Source organism: Mesorhizobium sp. WSM4847, assembly GCF_055811335.1.
Map to the genome: position 1 here is coordinate 52,166 of NZ_JBVVPY010000016.1, position 17,788 is coordinate 69,953.

General features: G+C 63.0%; 16 protein-coding genes. 9 read left to right on the forward strand and 7 right to left on the reverse strand.

Annotated elements, in window-relative coordinates; all coding sequences use genetic code 11:
• Nucleotides 1–17 precede the first annotated feature (17 nt).
• Together AC0L28_RS22410 and AC0L28_RS22415 are read left to right on the forward strand one after the other, a co-directional pair.
• Nucleotides 18–1,202 (forward strand): pyridoxal phosphate-dependent aminotransferase, encoded by a 1,185-nt coding sequence (locus tag AC0L28_RS22410; RefSeq protein WP_473480207.1) that lies wholly within the window; start codon nt 18–20, stop codon nt 1,200–1,202.
• Between the two features lie 34 nt (nt 1,203–1,236).
• Nucleotides 1,237–1,617, forward strand: a complete 381-nt coding sequence (locus AC0L28_RS22415; protein ID WP_023798044.1) for a YciI family protein — start codon at nt 1,237–1,239, stop codon at nt 1,615–1,617.
• Between the two features lie 191 nt (nt 1,618–1,808).
• Here the strand turns inward: AC0L28_RS22415 and AC0L28_RS22420 are convergent, their stop codons facing one another.
• From AC0L28_RS22420 to trhO, 3 genes are all read right to left on the reverse strand, one after another.
• Nucleotides 1,809–2,564, reverse strand: coding sequence for an SDR family oxidoreductase (locus tag AC0L28_RS22420; RefSeq protein WP_023798045.1), 756 nt, complete (start codon nt 2,562–2,564; stop codon nt 1,809–1,811).
• 278 nt (nt 2,565–2,842) lie between these two features.
• Nucleotides 2,843–3,595 (reverse strand): tellurite resistance TerB family protein, encoded by a 753-nt coding sequence (locus AC0L28_RS22425; RefSeq protein ID WP_023798047.1) that lies wholly within the window; start codon nt 3,593–3,595, stop codon nt 2,843–2,845.
• A gap of 244 nt (nt 3,596–3,839) precedes the next feature.
• Nucleotides 3,840–4,763 carry an oxygen-dependent tRNA uridine(34) hydroxylase TrhO gene (trhO, locus tag AC0L28_RS22430; protein ID WP_473480210.1) on the reverse strand — a complete coding sequence of 308 codons (924 nt, stop codon included), beginning with the start codon at nt 4,761–4,763 and terminating at the stop codon, nt 3,840–3,842.
• 193 nt (nt 4,764–4,956) lie between these two features.
• Between trhO and AC0L28_RS22435 the strand changes: the two genes are divergently transcribed.
• Entirely contained in the window at nt 4,957–5,595 is a 639-nt protein-coding gene (locus tag AC0L28_RS22435) for a 2-dehydro-3-deoxy-phosphogluconate aldolase (protein WP_023798049.1), read from the forward strand.
• A gap of 151 nt (nt 5,596–5,746) precedes the next feature.
• Here AC0L28_RS22435 and mepK read toward each other — a convergent pair whose 3' ends face one another.
• Both mepK and AC0L28_RS22445 read right to left on the reverse strand, forming a co-directional pair.
• Nucleotides 5,747–7,633, reverse strand: a complete 1,887-nt coding sequence (gene mepK, locus AC0L28_RS22440; RefSeq protein ID WP_473480212.1) for a peptidoglycan L,D-endopeptidase MepK — start codon at nt 7,631–7,633, stop codon at nt 5,747–5,749.
• Nucleotides 7,634–8,008: 375 nt separating this feature from the next.
• A complete protein-coding gene (locus tag AC0L28_RS22445) occupies nt 8,009–9,532 on the reverse strand; it encodes a sigma-54-dependent transcriptional regulator (RefSeq protein WP_473480214.1) in 1,524 nt (507 codons plus the stop codon).
• A 191-nt stretch (nt 9,533–9,723) separates the two neighbouring features.
• On the opposite strand from AC0L28_RS22445, the gene AC0L28_RS22450 reads away from it, so the two are divergent.
• The 4 genes from AC0L28_RS22450 (at nt 9,724) to AC0L28_RS22465 (ending at nt 14,636) form a co-directional block, all read left to right on the forward strand.
• Nucleotides 9,724–11,562, forward strand: a complete 1,839-nt coding sequence (locus AC0L28_RS22450) for a M3 family oligoendopeptidase (protein ID WP_473480216.1) — start codon at nt 9,724–9,726, stop codon at nt 11,560–11,562.
• 354 nt (nt 11,563–11,916) lie between these two features.
• Entirely contained in the window at nt 11,917–12,708 is a 792-nt protein-coding gene (locus tag AC0L28_RS22455; RefSeq protein WP_473480218.1) for a proton-conducting membrane transporter, read from the forward strand.
• Nucleotides 12,709–12,879: 171 nt separating this feature from the next.
• Nucleotides 12,880–14,025, forward strand: coding sequence for an aminodeoxychorismate synthase component I (locus AC0L28_RS22460; RefSeq protein WP_473480220.1), 1,146 nt, complete (start codon nt 12,880–12,882; stop codon nt 14,023–14,025).
• Nucleotides 13,974–14,636, forward strand: coding sequence for an aminotransferase class IV family protein (locus tag AC0L28_RS22465; protein ID WP_031254538.1), 663 nt, complete (start codon nt 13,974–13,976; stop codon nt 14,634–14,636). Before AC0L28_RS22460 ends, AC0L28_RS22465 begins: the two co-directional genes overlap by 52 nt.
• A 111-nt stretch (nt 14,637–14,747) precedes the next feature.
• Here AC0L28_RS22465 and AC0L28_RS22470 read toward each other — a convergent pair whose 3' ends face one another.
• Nucleotides 14,748–15,494, reverse strand: coding sequence for a hypothetical protein (locus AC0L28_RS22470; protein ID WP_473480222.1), 747 nt, complete (start codon nt 15,492–15,494; stop codon nt 14,748–14,750).
• Between AC0L28_RS22470 and AC0L28_RS22475 the strand changes: the two genes are divergently transcribed.
• Nucleotides 15,471–15,851, forward strand: coding sequence for a hypothetical protein (locus AC0L28_RS22475; RefSeq protein ID WP_473480224.1), 381 nt, complete (start codon nt 15,471–15,473; stop codon nt 15,849–15,851). The two genes, AC0L28_RS22470 and AC0L28_RS22475, sit on opposite strands and share 24 nt — an antisense overlap.
• Nucleotides 15,852–16,041: 190 nt before the next feature.
• Here the strand turns inward: AC0L28_RS22475 and aztC are convergent, their stop codons facing one another.
• Entirely contained in the window at nt 16,042–17,025 is a 984-nt protein-coding gene (aztC, locus tag AC0L28_RS22480) for a zinc ABC transporter substrate-binding protein AztC (protein ID WP_473480226.1), read from the reverse strand.
• Between the two features lie 358 nt (nt 17,026–17,383).
• On the opposite strand from aztC, the gene AC0L28_RS22485 reads away from it, so the two are divergent.
• Nucleotides 17,384–17,764 (forward strand): Fur family transcriptional regulator, encoded by a 381-nt coding sequence (locus AC0L28_RS22485; RefSeq protein WP_023798058.1) that lies wholly within the window; start codon nt 17,384–17,386, stop codon nt 17,762–17,764.
• Nucleotides 17,765–17,788 lie beyond the last annotated feature (24 nt).

A 17,788-nucleotide genomic window follows, 5' to 3' on the forward strand; every position in this document is an offset into this window, starting at 1 on the left:
CCACAGGGACGGGAAAAATGCTCCACACGATTTCGGCCTTCGATCGTCTCGGCGAGGAAAACGCCTTTGCGGTGCTGGCTCGTGCCACCGCGCTCGCCCATCAGGGCCGCGATATCGTCAATCTCGGCATCGGCCAGCCCGACTTCAAGACGCCGCAGCACATCGTCGAAGCCGCAATCAAGGCGCTGCGTGACGGCCACCACGGCTATACGCCGGCCAACGGCCTGCTGGCGACACGCGAAGCGGTGGTGCGCCGCACGCTGACCACAACCGGTGTCGAGGTGTCGCCCGAGGCGGTGATGATCCTGCCCGGCGGCAAGCCGACCATGTTCGCCGCGATCCTGATGTTCGGCGAACCGGGCGCCGAGATCCTCTATCCCGATCCCGGCTTTCCCATCTATCGCTCGATGATCGAGTTCACCGGTGCTGCTCCGATACCGGTGCCGATGCGCGAGGAGAACGGCTTTGCCTTCTCGGCGCAGGAGACGCTGGCGCTGATCACGCCGAAGACCAGGCTGCTCATCCTCAACTCGCCGGCCAACCCGACCGGCGGGGTCACCCCGCGCGCCGAGATCGAGAAGCTGGTCAAGGGGCTGGAAGCGCACCCGGACGTCGCCATCCTCTCCGACGAGATCTACGACGTGATGACCTATGACGGCGAGACGCACTTCTCGCTGCTCAATTTCCCCGAAATCCGCGACCGACTGATCGTGCTCAACGGCTGGTCGAAGACCTGGGCGATGACCGGCTGGCGCATGGGCTGGTCGATCTGGCCGAACGGCGACGAGGGCGCCCACCTCTACGACAAGGTGCGCAAGCTGGCGGTCAATTGCTGGTCCTGCGTCAATGCGCCGAGCCAGTATGCCGGCATCGCGGCCATCGACGGTCCGCAGGACGACGTCGACAAGATGATGCGCGCCTTCGACCGCCGCAGGAACGTCGTGGTCGAAGGCTTGAACGCCTTACCAGGCGTTTCCTGCATCACGCCGAAAGGCGCTTTCTATGCCTTCCCTAATGTCTCAAAAACTGGTTGGAAGGCCAAGAAACTCGCCTCGGCTTTGCTTGAGGATGCCGGCGTGGCGCTGATCGGCGGACCTGATTTCGGCGTTCTCGGTGAAGGCTATATCAGGCTGTCCTACGCCAATTCCGAAGAGAACATCCTGCGCGCGCTGGAACGGATCAAGGCGTTTCTGGGCAAGTGAGGGCGGGTACGCGACCGACGAAAGGAGATGTCAGATGTTCTATGCCATCCTTGCCTATCACGTGGAAGAAGTGATCACGGCGCTGACGCCGGAGGAGGACGCGGCGCTGATGGCCGACCTGCTCAATATCCACGAACGGCTTTACCGGGATGGTAGCCTCGGCCCGGCGGCGCGGCTCGGGGCGACCCAAGACGCGTGCACCTTGCGCGGGCCGGGCGCCGGAATGGTCATTGACGGACCCTTCGCCGAGACCAAGGAGCAATTGTTGGGACTATACGTCGTCGACTGCGCCACGCGCGATGCCGCGATCGCGATTGCGCGCGACTTTCGCCGTGTCAATCCGACGGCCGTCTACGAAATCCGCCCTATTTCGCTATATCTTCCGGGCGTGCCGCTTTCGGTGACGCAGTCCTAAAGCGCATCGCGTTTGAAGGATGCGACGCGCTTTAGTTCTTGTTTTATGCATGTCGTTATCGCAAAACCGCTGCGCACTTTTGCGCGACATGCATTAGCCAAAATTGAACGCCGTCCGGCCGGGTCCCCCGGCGTTCGCCGGCCTTTCATCGTGCCAGTGGCACGATGAATTCGCTTACGCGAACCGGCCGCTCACCCTCGCCCGACATACGGCATCTTCGTCGCCATCACGGTCATGAACAGCACATTGGCGTCGAGCGGCAGGCTGGCCATATGGACGACGGCATTGGCGACCTGCTGGACATCCATCACCGCTTCGGCGGCGATGGAACCATTGGCTTGCGGTACTCCGACCGTCATCGCCTGCGCCATGTCGGTCAGGGCGTTGCCGATGTCGATCTGGCCGCAGGCGATGTCATAAGGCCGGCCGTCCAGCGCCAGCGTCTTGGTCAGCCCGGTAATGGCGTGCTTGGTCGCGGTATAGGGCACTGAGCCCGGACGCGGCGCGTAGGCAGACACCGAGCCGTTGTTGATGATGCGACCGCCCATCGGCTGCTGCCTGCGCATGGCGCCGAAGGCAGCGCGGGCGCACAGGAACGAGCCGGTGAGATTGACCCCGACAATTTCGTTCCACACCTCGACCGGGATCTCGTCGATCAATGTCGACTTGTAGCCCGCGCCGGCATTGTTGAAGAGCAGGTCGACACGACCGAAAGCCGCCGCCACCGTCTCGAACAGATCGTCGACCTGGTCGGCCTTGCTGATGTCGCAGGCGACCGCCAGCGCCTTGGCTTGTGTCGATCCGGCATCCGCGATTGCCTTGTCCAGCACCGGCTTGCGGCGTCCGCAGAACACCGTATTCCAGCCGGCCCTGAGCAGCGCCGTGGCGACGCTCTTGCCGATGCCCGTGCCGGCGCCAGTGACGATGGCTGTTTTGTAGTCTGTCATAACTGTCCTCCTATAGCGCCGCATGCCCGCAAGGACGCTATAGCACCATGATTTTGAGCAATTTTGAATTTGCGCATGATCGCTTCCAAAAATCGATTCCGATTTCGGCTCATGCGCTAACCGGCTGCGACAAAAAGGGCGGCCATTGGCGGCCGCCCTGATCTGAACCGGCTGGGAGGAGGAAAGCCGATCCGACTGCTTAAAATCATGCGCTTCCTGGGTAAACGAGACATTAACGCGAAAGCACGCCGGATTGCCGCTCTCCGCGGCCCTGAAGCCTACCAGCGCGAATTGGCGGTTGCCTTGCCCGATCCCGGCACCTCTGGCGCCGGCACTTTCGCCGCCGACACCGTCGCCTCGACATGGTCGAGCAGGGCATCCGGCAAGCTGAGGCGGCCGGCGAGCAGATCGAGATAGCCGCGTTCGGCACGTGTATTCGGATCGATGGCGAGGCGCGAGGCGGTGTAGAGCTCGAGCTTCTGGGCGTCGGTTTGGGCGCCGGCGACCAGCGTATCCAGGTCGAGCGGCCTTTCCAGTTCCGACAACAGGAATTTCTCCGCGTCGGAGTCGATGCCCGCGAGACTGAGCTTGCCGGCGATCTTTTGCCGTTCGTCGTCGTCGATATGGCCGTCGGCCTTCGCCGCCGAAATCATCGCGCGCACCAGCGTCAGCGTGAATTCGTCCTCGCCTTGCGGCGCCTGCGAGGGATGAAAGCTGGTGTCGGCGGGCGGCGGCAGCAATTCCGGTTCACCGGCAACTTGCGTTTCAGCCGGCGCCTTGCCGTTCTTGTAGTTCTGGTAGGCCTTGTAGGCGAGGCCGCCGACGACGGCCAGGCCGCCGAGCTTCACCGCCGTGCCGGCGACCTGACGGCCAGCGCCGGTTCCGAGCAGCACCGCGGCCAGCGCGCCAGCGGCCAGCGGATTGTCCTTGGCCATTTGCACCGCCTGGCCCCCTTTGTCGCGCACGGTCGATCCGGTTCCGGGAATTTGCGAGCCGAGCAGATCGTTGAGGAGCTTCTTGGGATCGAACATCAGTGCCTCCAGAATTGGCCGGCCGAAAGCGCCGGGCAGGTTTTCGGACGTTGAACAGGTAGGCCCCGCATATGGACATTACAATGACGGATGGGCGCTTTGCCGGCGACGGCACAAACGAGATGATGTCAGGATCTGCCTTGTCCAATGCGTTGGCCGAAAATCGGAATCGATTTTCGGAAAGCACGATTTTGATTCAAAGTGTTAGAGCGCACTTTGTGCGTCCAAGCCGACGCATGTCGCTTTAACGTCCAATGTGCGGAGCCCTGCCTTGCGCTTGCGCCAGCTCGACTTGGCGTTGACGCTCGGCGTAGCGGGCGCGATCCTCGTCGGAACGGGCATCGTAGCAATGCGGGCATGAGATGCCGGCGGCGTATTTCGACGACAGCAGGTCCTGCCCGGTCAGCGGATGCCGGCAGGCGCGGCAAAGTTCGGCCTCACCCTCGACCAAGCCGTGCGACACCGAGACGCGTTCGTCGAAGACGAAGCACTCGCCCTGCCAGAGGCTTTGCTCGGCGGGCACCTCTTCGAGATATTTCAGGATACCGCCCTTGAGATGGAACACATCCTCGAAGCCGAGCGACTTCACATAGGCCGTTGCCTTCTCGCAGCGTATGCCGCCGGTGCAGAACATGGCCACCTTGCGGCCGACGAGTTCGGCTCGATGCTGCTCGACCCACGTCGGGAATTCGCGAAAGCTCGTTGTCGCGGGGTCGACCGCTCCCTTGAACGTGCCGATCGATACCTCGAATGCGTTGCGCGTGTCGATGACGATCGTGTCCACATCCGATATCAGCGCGTTCCAGTCGGCCGGTGCGACGTAGGTGCCGGCGCTTGCCGCCGGATCGAGATCCCCAACACCCATGGTGACGATCTCGCGCTTCAGCCGCACCTTCATGCGGTGAAACGGCATCTGCGCGGCGCTGCTGTACTTGACCTCGAGACCGGCGAGACCTTCGATGGATTCGAGATGATCGATGAGCGCGGCAATGTCAGCTTCGCTGCCGGCGACCGTGCCGTTGATGCCCTCATGCGCCAGCAGCAGCGTGCCCTTGATACCACGTCCGCAGCAAAAGGCGGCGAGCGGCGCGCGCAACGCCTCAAAGTCGTCGAGCCGGGCAAACCTGTAGAGCGCGGCAACGCGCAGGGGTTGATTGGGCAGTGTCATCGCCGAAGCCACTAAACGCTCATGAAAGCCGATTCAAGGCCGCCGCGCGGAGCAGCTTCTCCTTTGGTGGCCTTTGACGGCCGGTCTGACGGACTTGCCGGCAGCGCGTGACATCGCGACACGCCTCGCTTCGTGGACAGAAAACCGGCCTTCTGCTAACCGATTGAACGGATCAATACCGGAGAGACGACAAATGCCCAGCAAGACCGAAAAGCTCCTGTCGCTCCTCAACGGCCAACCGGTTATCCCGGTGCTCAAGATCGCCAATCTCGCCGATGCCGTGCCGCTGGCGCGCGCGCTGGCGCGCGGCGGCCTGCCGGCGATCGAGATCACGTTGCGGACCGCTGATGCGCTGGAGGCGATCCGGCTCGTGACAAGCGAGATCGAGGACGCCATCGTCGGCGCCGGCACCATTCTGGACGCCCGCCAGTTCGACGAGGCGGCGGCAGCCGGATCGAAGTTCATCGTCAGCCCCGGCATCACCCGCGAGCTTCTGGCGGTGGCGAAGGACAGCGACGTTCCGTTACTGCCCGGCGCCATCACGCCCGGTGAGATCATGGCCGCCCGCGAGGCAGGCCTGCGCTTCCTGAAATTCTTCCCGGCAGAACAGTCGGGCGGCATCGCCTCGCTCAAGGCATTCGCCTCGCCGCTCGCCGATGTCCAATTCTGCCCGACCGGCGGCATCACCGACAAGAACGCCAGCGACTATCTGAGCCTGCCCAACGTCATCTGCGTTGGCGGCTCCTGGGTGGCGCCGGACGATTTGGTCAAGGCCGGCAAATGGGACGAAATCGAAGCCCTGGCGCTCGCCGCGAGCAAGCTCGGGCGATAGAGACAGCTCTCACCCCAAGCAGACCAATGCATGCCGCGCAAAAGCATGCCTTCGGGCCTGACCCGAGGGCGTGCAGCGGTTTTGCGATAGCGACATGCATAAAAAAGCCGCGCGGTTGCCGGCGCGGCTTTTTTATTGGTTGGTCGATCCGCTACTCGGTCCTGAAGCGGGCGACCGACAGGAACTTGACGGCATTGCCGGTGAACCGGTTGGCGTCGGCCAACTGATCGTCCGCCTGGAAGCCCACGGTATAGACTTCGGTTGGCGGCGTGTGCACGATATTGTAGGCGAAGCGCTGCGCCGTCGTCGCGCTGGAGACGGTGGCGACATTCTCGCCGCTGTTCAACGCCCAGCGCGCCGCCGTCGGCTCGGCGGCGACTACCACGGACTTGGGACCAGGCTTCAGGTCACGGGCGGTTGCCCTGGCTGCCTTGCGGGTGGTCTTCACACCCGTGCCGATCGCCGCGGCCGGATCGGAGCCAGCTGGGCGGGCAAAGACAGCCTCGCGCGGCGATGCGGCATTGCCCTTCGCCAGTTCACCGAGGACCGCGCTTGGCTGGGAGAGCGAAGCGACCTGGTATTCGTCGGTTGCGCTGACCCGTTCGAGGACGGCTTTGACCGCGTCAGACTGGACTGCGGCAGACTGGACCTGGTCAGGCTGGGCCAATTCGGGCTGGGCCAGATCGGGCCGAGCCGACGGCAGCACCGAGAACACATCGGTAGCGGTCTTGCCGTGCCCGGCGGTATCCGCCAGCGCCAGAAGCACAGCCTTGTCCTGCGGCGCAAGGTCGGCCGCTGCAAGGTCGGCCGGCAACGAGTGATTGGGGCGCCAAGTCGGCAACGGAATGTTTTTGGCGGCAACCTGCGCCGCATCGGCGACAACGGACGGCTCGGCCATGCCGAAGGGAGCGTTCGCCGGCGCTTGCGCGGTCGTCACCGCCTGTTCGGTGGTGGCGGTGGCATCCGCCACGCCGAACGGAACGTTTTCGGGCGGCTGAGCGACATCGGCCTTCGGCCGCGGGGCGAAATCGGGCAGCGGCACGCTGCGCGCCGGCAGCGCCGCGATGATCGTTTCCGGCGTGTCCTCCTCCGGTTCCGGAGCAGGCGCATCGGCGATTGGCGGAATCTCGGCGCGCTTCGCATCCTCAGGCGACACGATGGCAATGCCCGGAAGCTTGCTGTTCCTGGCGGCCGGTGCCGGCTTGGCATTCGCCAGCTTCACGCTCGCCGCCTTCACATTGGTTGACTTCGGCGTTGGCGCGGCCACCACATCGGCGCTGTCATCGGCCTCGTCTTCACCGCCGCCGAAGAAAGCCGCCAGCAGACCGCCGGATCTTTTGGCGCCGCCACCTGCGCTGGCCATTTCGATGGCGGGAGCGCCGGCGCCCTTGCGCGCCTTGTACGAGGCGAGCGCCTGTGAATAGCCGGGCAACGGCTTGCCGTCGCTCGGCACATGCAGCGTCTTGCCGTTGGGGAACACGCGCGCCAGTTCCTGGCGGCTGATGCCAGGCCAGTGCCGCACATTGCCGACATCCATGTGGACAAAGGGCGAGCCGGACCTCGGATAATAACCGACGCCGCCACCCTGCATCCGCAGACCGATGTCGCGCAGTTTCTTCAGCGGCACGCCGGGAATGTAGAAGTCCATGGCCTTGCCGAGCGTATGCTGGCTTTTCTTGGCAACGCCCCTGCTGCGGCTGCGCAGCATCGAGTTCGTCGACGACGAGCGATAACCGCACACGACCTGGATATAGTCGCGGGCGCCGCTCTGCCGGTAAGCCTCCCAGACCAGGTCGAGCAGGCGCGGATCCATCTTGGTCGGCTCGTTGCGGCGCCAGTCGCGCAGGATGACGTTGATCTTTTTCAGACCCGCCTGATCGTAGCGGCCGCCGCGCTTGAAGACGATCTCCGCCTTCTCTTTGGTGTGCAGGTTGTAGAGTTTCAGCGAACGTGTCTGGGCGCTGGCGCCGGTCGCAGCCGCTGTAAGGAAGCCAAAGGCGAGAATCACCGCTGCCAGCCATCTCGGCCAGGCGCTCATGTGATAGTGCCGCCCGTTTGTGTGTCGTTCGACTTTGTTCAAATCAAAAGGCCTTGCAGGCTGCCGTTTGTCCCCGGATTTGACCAACGGATGCGGTGGTGTTCACATCCGAATATCGATCCTAATGGTTAATCATCGCTTATTGAAGCCGAAATGCGGTAACACCGTGGCGATATCCCGTCAAAAATATTGCACGGGGTTTCTTGGTAAACTGCTGGTTTAGATCATGTTTCTGGCTTTGCCTGAACACGATCTGTTACCAGACGCCTCAATGCGTGAATACTGCCGGCAAGCGCGTCGCCCGACCGCGTCACGCCCGATCGCGACTGTCGATTGTCCTGATGCCAGGTTGGCAAGCTGGTCCGGGCTTGCCTGTCAGGAAGCAAGCCGGTCGATACGGCCCGTTTCCGGATCGATGCCATATTCCTTGAGCTTCCTGTAGAGCGTCGAGCGGCCGATGCCGAGACGGCGGGCAACTTCGCTCATCTGGCCGTTATAATGGTCGATGGCGAGCTTGATCATTTCGAGTTCGACATCGGCCAGCGCCCGCACATTGCCGCGTTCGTCCAGCGCCCGCAGCGTGCCGAAGCGAGGCTGCGGCCTGGCCGGCGGATCGAGCTCGGCTACAGCGATGCCGTTATCCTCGCCAAGCGGCTCGGTGACCAAAGGCAACGCGGGCAACGCGCCATGCGCATCGAGGTTGACGGTGCCCTCGACCTGCGCCCGAATCTGCGGAAACTCCTCTTCCGTCAGCAGATCGCCTTCACAAAGCACCGAGGCCCGGAAGACGGCGTTTTCCAGCTGGCGGATATTTCCCGGCCAGTCGTAGGCCTGCAGCATGGCGAGCGCCGCGGCCGAAATGCCGTGCAGGCGATGACGTGGACCAGTGGGCGCGACCTTGTCCAGAAAATGCTCGACCAAATACGGAATGTCGTCGCGACGGTCGCGCAGCGGCGGCACGAAGATTGGATAGACGTTCAGGCGGTAGAACAGATCCTCGCGGAACTTGCCGTCCTTGACCTGCTGCAGAAGATTGCGGTGTGTCGCCGAGATCAGCCTGATGTCGACCCTGACGGTCGAACGCCCGCCGACCGGATCGACCTCACCGTCCTGCACGGCGCGCAGCAGCTTGACCTGCACGTCGAGCGGCAGGTCGCCGATCTCGTCGAGGAAGAGCGTGCCCGAATGCGCCTCGACGAACTTGCCGGTGTGTTTTTCGGTGGCGCCGGTGAACGAGCCCTTCTCGTGGCCGAACAGGATCGATTCGACCAGATTGTCGGGGATGGCGCCGCAATTGACGGTGACGAACGGTTTTGAGCGGCGATCGCCACTGCCCTGGATGGCGCGCGCCACCAACTCCTTGCCGACACCGGATTCGCCCTCGATAAGGATCGGGATGTTTGACGCGGCCGCCTTCTGGCCGAGACGGATCACCCGGTCCATCGCCGGGCTGTGCGTGATCATGTCCTTGAAGGTCAGGTGGCCGCCGCGCCGCCGCGACGTGCGCTTCACTTCCCCCTCGACCGCCTCGACTTTGAGCGCGTTGCCGATCGATGCCTGCAGCCTGTCGGGAGATGCCGGCTTGACGACGAAATCGAAAGCACCGTGACGCATGGCCGAAACGACGGTTTCGATGCCACCCTGGGCGGTTTGCACGATGACCGGAACCTGGATGCCGCGCTCACGCATCGCCTTCAGCACGCCGATGCCGTCAAGGCCCGGCATGACGAGGTCGAGGATGACCACCGACACGTCGCGCGCCTTGGGCCCGTCGAGCGCGTCGAGACCGGCCTCGCCGCCATCCGTGATGATCGCGCTATGGCCGAATTTCGTCACCGCCGCCTCGAGCAGCCTGCGCTGCACGGGATCGTCATCGACTATGAGTATGGAACCTGTCATGACTGGTTCAACGATGCTCGCCCAATATGCCCACCCCACTGTGCCCACCCAATGGGGAACCCTATGGATCATCCTGGCACAGGGTTCTAAATAAGATTTCAAAAAACCCGGTGAACGAATTGCTTAGGATTTGACCGGCTTTCTCATCCCCTTGATTCTTTGGCCCTTTGACAAACTGGAAAGTGTCGGCAATGAGCATGGTTTTTAGTCGGCAGCTTGCGGCGGTGGCGTCCGGTCAGGGCGCGGCGGAGCTCGGTGATCTGCCGGAATGGGATCTCGCCGATCTCTATTCGGGCATGGGCGCCCCCGAGCTGAAACGCGACATCGCCAAGGCGCTCGCCGATGCCATCAGCTTCGAGAGCCGCTGGAAAGGCACGCTCGCCGCCGAGGCGGAGCGTGCCGACAGCGGCAGGCTGGGCGAGGCGCTTGCCGCCTATGAGGCGCTGGAGGAACTGATTGGCCGGATCGTCTCCTATGCCGGACTGATCTACGCCGGCAACACCGCGGATCCGCAGCGCGCCAAGCTCTATGGCGACATTCAGGAGAAGATGACCGACGCCAGCGCGCATCTTCTGTTTTTCGCGCTCGAACTGAATCTTGTCGACGATGCCGCGATCGAAACCGCGCTTGCTGCCGATCCTGCCTTCGCTCACTACCGGCCGTGGGTGCTTGATCTGCGCATGGACAAACCCTACCAGCTCGAAGATCGGGTCGAGCAGCTTCTCCACGAGAAGTCGATTACCGGACGCGGCGCCTGGAACCGCTTGTTCGACGAGACGATGACCGATCTGCGCTTCGACATCGATGGCGAAGAGCTGACCCTGGAGCCGGCGCTGAACCGCCTCCAACACGCCGATGGCGAGGTGCGCCGCCGGGCTTCTGAAGCGCTGGCCGCAACCTTCCGCAAGAATCTGCGCACGTTCACGCTGATCACCAACACGCTGGCCAAGGACAAGGAGATTTCCGACCGCTGGCGCGGCTTCGCCGACATCGCCGATTCGCGTCATCTCGCCAATCGCGTCGAGCGCAGCGTGGTGGATGCGCTGGCCTCAGCCGTTCGTGACGCTTACCCGCGCCTGTCACACCGCTACTACGCGATGAAGGCGCGCTGGCTCGGCATGGAAGTGATGAACCACTGGGACCGCAACGCGCCGTTGCCGGAAACCCCGCAAGCGATCATCGGCTGGGACGAGGCCAAGAACACGGTGCTTTCCGCCTATCAGCGCTTTTCACCTGACATGGCGGAGATTGCTCGGGTTTTCTTCGACCGCAACTGGATCGACGCGCCGGTAAGGCCTGGCAAGTCGCCGGGCGCCTTCGCGCATCCGACAGTGCCGTCGGCGCATCCCTATGTCCTGCTCAACTACATGGGCAAGCCGCGCGACGTGATGACGCTGGCGCATGAGCTTGGCCACGGCGTGCATCAGGTGCTCGCCGCAAGCCAGGGCGCGCTGATGGCCTCGACGCCGCTGACACTGGCCGAGACGGCGTCCGTCTTCGGCGAGATGCTGACCTTCCGCTCGCTGCTGGACCAGACCACCGACAAGCGCGAGCGCAAGGCCATGCTTGCCCAGAAGGTCGAGGACATGATCAACACGGTCGTGCGCCAGATCGCTTTCTACGAGTTCGAGCGCAAGGTGCATGCCGAGCGCAAAAACGGCGAGTTGACATCGGACAGGCTCGGCCAGTTCTGGCTGGAGGTGCAGGCGGAAAGCCTCGGGCCGGCGATCAAGCTGCGCGAGGGTTACGAGGTCTTCTGGAGCTATATTCCACACTTCATCCATTCGCCTTTCTACGTCTACGCCTATGCGTTCGGCGACTGCCTGGTGAATTCGCTCTATGCGGTCTATCAGAATGCAGAGCGTGGCTTTCAGGACAAATATTTTGCCATGCTGCGCGCCGGCGGCACCAAGCATCATTCCGAGCTCCTGGCTCCCTTCGGTCTTGATGCCACCGATCCTGCTTTCTGGCAGATCGGCCTTGGCGTGATCGGCGGGCTGATCGACGAGCTCGAAGCTTTGGACAATTGACGCACAGCGCTGAACAGCCAGGTTCGACAGAACAGATTAGCCGCAATGCATATTGAAGGCCATTCTATTCTTTCCCTAAATATCTGTTCTTAAATAACTCTCCATGGAATTTTTCCGTTAGCTTTCCGGAAGCTGTATGATAGCGTCCCGCCTCAAGCTCAGTCGGGCGCGGCCAAATCTTCGGCCGGTCACGGCGCTTCGACGATTGCGACAGCGCCGTTGGCCATGGCAGGAAAGCCGGTCGCCGACAGCGCGATTTAAGCCGGCTGTTCCACGAGCAGCGGAGCCACCATTGAATGGTCCTTGTGCCAAGGTCCCAGGCCACGGCAGATGGGATCGGACTGGAGAGAGACAATGGGCACTTTTTTCTACATGCTCCTGGCGTTCCTGGTAGGTGTGTTGGCTGGCTGGTTCATCTGGGGACGCCCGCGTGGCGATCTCGACAGCCTGCGCGGTGACATGGACCGCACCCGCAGCGAGCGCGACAGGCTGCGCGCCGACGCCGACCGCCTGACCCGTGAGCTGGAAGTATGCCGCGGCGCCCGCGCCGACCTGGAGCGGCAGTTGGGCGAGGCGCAAGGCACCAAGGCCGGTGCGACAAAGGCAGCAATCCCGGCACCGCCGGCATTGATGGCGACATCCGCGCCGGCCAACACGACGCCCGCCAACACGACGCCCGCTAAGACGACGCCGGCCAAGACCGGGCCGGCAAAGACCACGTCCAAGAAACCGGCGGCCGGGAAGGCGGCAGCCGCGCCGAAGGCCAGTGCATCGAAAGCGAGTCCGTCGCAGGCAAGTGCGCCAAAACCTCCCGCATCGAAAACCAGTGCTGCACCAAAGAGCGCTGCGCCAGCGGCAAAGAAAGCCGCGACAACAAAGGCGGCGGTGGGCAAAGCCAGCAATCTGCGCCGCCTGATCGGCATCGGTCCGGCCAACGAGCGATTGCTCCACGGGCTCGGAGTGACGACCTACGCGCAAATCGCCGCCTGGACGGCCGCCGACGTCAAGCGGATCGAGGAGACGTTGAACTTCGACGGCCGCATCGAGCGTGAGCGCTGGATCGAGCAGGCGAAACTGCTTGCCGCCGGCGATGAGGAGGAATTCGCGCGCCGCTTCCCGAACGCGGGGATCGGGAGCAACACCTGAATTGCCTGCCGGCATCGAGCACATAAGGGACCGGCGACGCCCGCGAGGTGCCGCCGGTTTGCTTTTGCACTAGCTGCGTTTGCGTCTTGAGACGCCGGTCTCTCGATTGCGCGCGATCGAGCCGCCATATAGAGCGATAGCTGGCGTCATCGATCGCAGCATCCGAGTCCCATGCCCCTGCCCTCTGCAATTTTTCGAAATGACGAGCGCGCTCATCAGCTCGTCTTCGACCAGCCGGCCGACATCATCGTGGCGCATGAGGCAGAGGATTTCCTGCCGGCGCTGGACATTGCGCAGGCCGCGCATGACGCCGGCAAATGGCTGGCCGGCTATTTCTCCTACGAGGCCGGCTACCTGCTCGAGCCGAAGCTCGTTCCGCTGCTGCCGGGAGGACGCCGCGCCCCGCTTGTCTGCCTGGGGATCTTCGACGCGCCTGTCGAACAGCCGGTCGTGCCCGGCGACGCGCCGTCGACCAACGGCCCGATCTTCAATGCGAGGGCCGCCTGGACTTCGGAAGACTATGCAAAACGCTTTGCGCGGCTCCACAATCACATTCGCAAAGGTGATTGCTATCAGGGCAATTTGACCTTTCCGGTTCATGCGCACTGGTCGGGCGATCCGCTGGCCGCCTTCGATGCGCTGACGGAGCGCCAGCCGGTGAAATACGGCGCGCTGATCGCACTCGGCGATCCGGTCGTCTTGTCGCGTTCGCCGGAACTGTTCTTCGAGATCGACGCCGCAGGCATGATCGAGACGCATCCGATGAAGGGCACCGCCCCGCGCGGCGCGACCAAGGCGGAGGACAAGCGGCTGAAGGCGTTCTTGCTCAATGACGAGAAGAACCAGGCTGAGAACCGGATGATCGTCGATCTCCTGCGCAACGACATTTCGCTGATCAGCGAAGTCGGCACGCTGGAGGTGCCGGAGCTTTTTCGCATCGAGAGCTACCCGACCGTCCACCAGATGGTGAGCCGCGTGCGGGCCAAGCTGTTGCCCGACCTCACCATCCGCCGGATATTCGCTGCGCTGTTTCCATGCGGATCGATCACCGGCGCCCCGAAAATCCGCGCCATGGAAATCCTGCACGATCTGGAAGCCACGCCGCGCGACGTCTATTGCGGCGCCATCGGCTGGATCGCGCCCGGCGGCACGATGCGCTTTTCGGTGGCGATCCGCACCATATCGCTCTTTTCCAGCGGCGAGGCCGTCTACAATGTCGGCGGCGGCGTCGTCTTCGATTCGACGGCCGAGGAGGAGTATCAGGAGTGCCTGCTGAAAGCGCGCTACGCGACGGGAACACCGCCGATTTCGAGCTGATCGAAACCATGCGCTGGCAGCCGGGCCAGGGCTTCCTCCGTTTCGACCGCCATTTGGCACGCCTTTATGGCTCGGCGGCAGAACTGGGTTTTGCCTGCGATCCGCAGAAGGTCGGCGAGATGCTCAAGAACGCCGTCGACCGGCCGGACATAGTCTTGCGTACACGCCTGGTCCTGTCGCGCAGCGGCAAGGTGACGGTCTCGGCGCTGCCTTATGAGCCGCACGCAGCCGACAAGGTCTGGAGGCTGCAACTGGCGCGGGTGCGGCTTGATTCAAGCGACACGCTGCTGCGCCACAAGACGAGCCGCCGGGACATCTATCAGCGGGCGCGCGCCGAATATCTGATCAGCCGGGCCGACGAGGTTCTCTTGGCCAACGAGCGCGGCGAACTCTGTGAGGGCACGATCACCAATCTGTTTGCCGATTTCGGCGACGGCGCGCTGGCAACACCGCGGCTCGATTGCGGCTTGCTGCCTGGTGTGTTGCGCGGCGAATTGCTGGACGAAGGCCGCGCCCGCGAAGCAATCTACAGCCTGGATGATCTGAAGTCGGCCAAAGCGCTGTTCGTCGGCAATTCACTGCGCGAACTGATCCCGGCACGGCTTGGCTGAAATTCACCCATTGCTGTGTCTCAACCATGGTTTCCCTTGCGAGTTGGAGAAGATGCGTCCGGGCCCGAGAAGGAATGGGCCGGACGCGCGGCAGCCGCTTGGGAGGAGCGACTATTCGCCTTCGTGGGTCTGACCGGAGCCGCCGACGGAAACGATGTTGAAGGGCTTGCCTTCGACGGCAATGTCGCCGGTTTTCTCGAACGACGTCGCGTCAACGACATGCAGCACGCCTTGCAGGGGATCAGTGACCACGATCTTGTCGCCGGCGACCGCGACACGCGGCCTCGGATCGCTCCAGTGACCGTCCATCGAATAGGGGTCGGTCAGCTTGAGCGAGTTTGCGATCTCCCCCTTCACCACGTCGAGTTGGTGAAGCTGGCCGTCCTCGGTGAAGACGTAGGCGAATTTTGCACGAACGGGGTCGATCGCGAAATGCACGCGGCGCGTCGGAAGGTTGATCAGCCGGAATGCGTCGCTGTCGATCGTCGGATCGATCAGCACCACCTTGTCGGCGCCGTAGTTGCCGAGGAAATATTGCAGGCCTCGGCCGCCGATCAGCGTCGTCGTTTTGCCATCCGGCAGGCTGTCGGCATAGGGCAGATGACGGATCGCCGGGCTGCCGTCGCCATGGCTGACGACAAGCAGGCCGGTCGCGCAGGCGAAAGCCAGGATATTGCCGGAAGACGCCTCGCCGTGGAGGTCTGGGCAGGCGTGGATGCCGCCGATCGGCGCGCCGGCCTTGTCAGCGACCCTGATGCCGACCGGGAGTTCGTCCGGCTTCTCCCGGTTCGGCTCCGAAAGCAGGACATGGGAGCCATAGGCGACTGCGACGCCATGCTGCGGCGCGTCGGTCTTCACTTCCCTGAAATCCGGCTTGCCTTCCAGGACCGACTTCTCGGAGATGATGCGCGCGACACCCTCGCCGTCGAAAAAAACGGCGAAGTCTCCGTCATGCTCGACGAAATGCGACGGCTTCTTGCCTGTGATCTCGACGCCGGCAAGTTTTGGCGCTTCGACGTCGATGTCGCCGTGCTCGCCGTGGTCTCGAAGGAAATGCCGCTCGCGATCCCGGCAACGACGCCGGCCGAGCCCTGCACGGCAAACACGGTCCTGCCGCTTTCGCTGCGATGGAGGGACGCCGGCCCTTTGATCTCAAGCGTGTCGAGCTTTTCGCCATCGATCGCATCGACTACGGTCACCTTCGGGTCCGCGTGATCCGAGATGAAGAGGCGCCATGCGGTCACCTCCTCGGCATGGGCAGCACTTGTTGATAGGGACACAAGCAGCGCGATAGCCGTGGCTGACGCCCAATTTATCGTCACAGTATTCTCCTTAATGTTATTACATACTCTTGGTGATCGATGAAGAGGCGGATTGCACCGCCTTTCCATCACAGGGCTGGCGGTCAGCTTCCGAGGATCGCGCCTTTGATCGTCGTGATGTTGTGCCGCATCATCTCGAGATAGGTCGCAGCCGGACCGTTCTTATCCGACAGGGCGTCGGAGTAGAGCTCACCGCCGACTTTCAGGCCCGTCTCGCTGGCGATCTGCTCGATCAGGCGCGGATTGGTGACGTTCTCCACGAAGATTGCCGAAGCCTTGTCTTGCCTGATCTGTTTGATCAGGGCCGCGACGTCGGAGGCTGACGCCTCGGATTCGGTGGAGACGCCCTCCGGTGCCAGGAATTTTATGCCGTATTCGTGTTCGAAATAGCCATAGGCGTCGTGGGAGGTGATGATCGTGCGCTTGTCCTCGGGGATCTCAGCTACGGCAGCTTTGATCTCCGCTTCCAGTGCCTCGAGCTGCTGGCCGTATGATTCGGCATTGGCCCGATAAGTGTCGCAGCCAGCTGCATCGGCGGCACAGAAGGCGTCGGCGATGTTCTTCACATAGAGTTCGGCATTGTGCACGGACTGCCATGCATGGGGATCGGACTCGCCGTGATGATGGTGCCCTTCCTCATGGCCCTCATCCGCCGCGGCGTGTTTTTCCCCGCCCTCGGCGGCTTGATCCTGATCGTGGTGACCTTCTTCCTCGGTCTTGCGCAACACCTCGGCGCCTTTGGTCAATTCCACGATCGGCGCCTTCGTCGCGCTCGCCTCGACGAGACGCTGGAGGAAGCCCTCGAACTGGAGGCCGTTGACCAGCACCACGTCGGCCGAACCGACAGTTGCCGCGTCGGCCGGCTTTGGTTCGTAGACATGGGCGTCACCATTCGGGCCGACCAGCGTGACGATGTCGACACGATCGCCGCCGACATTCTTGGCGAAATCGGCGATGATCGAGAAACTGGCGACAACCCTGAGGTTCTCGGCAGCGGCCAGCGACGGAGCGATTGGCATCGATGTTATAGCGCCTATCACGGCGGCGAGTTTTAGCGTCCTGGACATTCGATCGACTCCTTTGTTCAAGCGGTTCGGGGGGAGATGCGCCGGACGCGTCGCGAGCAGCCGCGCGTCCCGGCAGAGATTAGAAGGCAATGTGGATCGTGCCCGCCGACAAATGATCGCCGGGCCGTACGATCCCATCGAGGCGCGCTGTTGCGGCCCAGCGGCGGGTCTTGAAGCGTCAGGTCTTGAAAGATCACGCAAGCAGCCATTCGATCCATCACCGCGGGAGCCATCGAAGTCAGCCCCGCTCTTGACGAGCCGTTATGTTATGTTATCACGCTCGTCAATCCAAAATGTTATACTATAACTGACGCCCGCCATTGTGCTCAAAACTGCCTGGAATACGAGGGAACAGCGGATGCCTGGACGCAACCAGCAGCTGGTACTCGACGCGCTGACGCGCTCCGAGAGGCCGATGGGGGCCTTTGAACTGCTTGGACTTCTTCGCCAGGAAGGGCTCCGCTCACCGCTACAGATCTATCGCGCTCTGGATCGGCTCGTCGAGCAGGGCCTGGTTCACCGGATCGAGAGCCTGAGCGCGTTTGCGCTCTGCGTCCACAGCGAATGCGGCACCCATGGGCGCGCCGCCTTTGCAATCTGCGCGAATTGCGGACGGGCAAGTGAGGTTCATGACCCGGCATTGGAGCGGGTGCTGCGCCTGATTGCCCGACGGCAGCGCTTCCAAACCAACTCGGCCACGGTGGAGCTTTCGGGTCTATGCGAGGCTTGCGCGCATTGAACAGGCGGTGGCCTTCCGTCTACG

Coding starts and splice junctions, on each gene's coding strand:
- AC0L28_RS22410 (WP_473480207.1), top strand. CDS start 18: ATGCTCCACACGATTTCGGCCTTCGATCGTCTCGGCGAGGAAAACGCC.
- AC0L28_RS22415 (WP_023798044.1), top strand. CDS start 1,237: ATGTTCTATGCCATCCTTGCCTATCACGTGGAAGAAGTGATCACGGCG.
- AC0L28_RS22420 (WP_023798045.1), bottom strand. CDS start 2,564: ATGACAGACTACAAAACAGCCATCGTCACTGGCGCCGGCACGGGCATC.
- AC0L28_RS22425 (WP_023798047.1), bottom strand. CDS start 3,595: ATGTTCGATCCCAAGAAGCTCCTCAACGATCTGCTCGGCTCGCAAATT.
- trhO (WP_473480210.1), bottom strand. CDS start 4,763: ATGACACTGCCCAATCAACCCCTGCGCGTTGCCGCGCTCTACAGGTTT.
- AC0L28_RS22435 (WP_023798049.1), top strand. CDS start 4,957: ATGCCCAGCAAGACCGAAAAGCTCCTGTCGCTCCTCAACGGCCAACCG.
- mepK (WP_473480212.1), bottom strand. CDS start 7,633: ATGAGCGCCTGGCCGAGATGGCTGGCAGCGGTGATTCTCGCCTTTGGC.
- AC0L28_RS22445 (WP_473480214.1), bottom strand. CDS start 9,532: ATGACAGGTTCCATACTCATAGTCGATGACGATCCCGTGCAGCGCAGG.
- AC0L28_RS22450 (WP_473480216.1), top strand. CDS start 9,724: ATGAGCATGGTTTTTAGTCGGCAGCTTGCGGCGGTGGCGTCCGGTCAG.
- AC0L28_RS22455 (WP_473480218.1), top strand. CDS start 11,917: ATGGGCACTTTTTTCTACATGCTCCTGGCGTTCCTGGTAGGTGTGTTG.
- AC0L28_RS22460 (WP_473480220.1), top strand. CDS start 12,880: ATGCCCCTGCCCTCTGCAATTTTTCGAAATGACGAGCGCGCTCATCAG.
- AC0L28_RS22475 (WP_473480224.1), top strand. CDS start 15,471: ATGCTGCGGCGCGTCGGTCTTCACTTCCCTGAAATCCGGCTTGCCTTC.
- aztC (WP_473480226.1), bottom strand. CDS start 17,025: ATGTCCAGGACGCTAAAACTCGCCGCCGTGATAGGCGCTATAACATCG.
- AC0L28_RS22485 (WP_023798058.1), top strand. CDS start 17,384: ATGCCTGGACGCAACCAGCAGCTGGTACTCGACGCGCTGACGCGCTCC.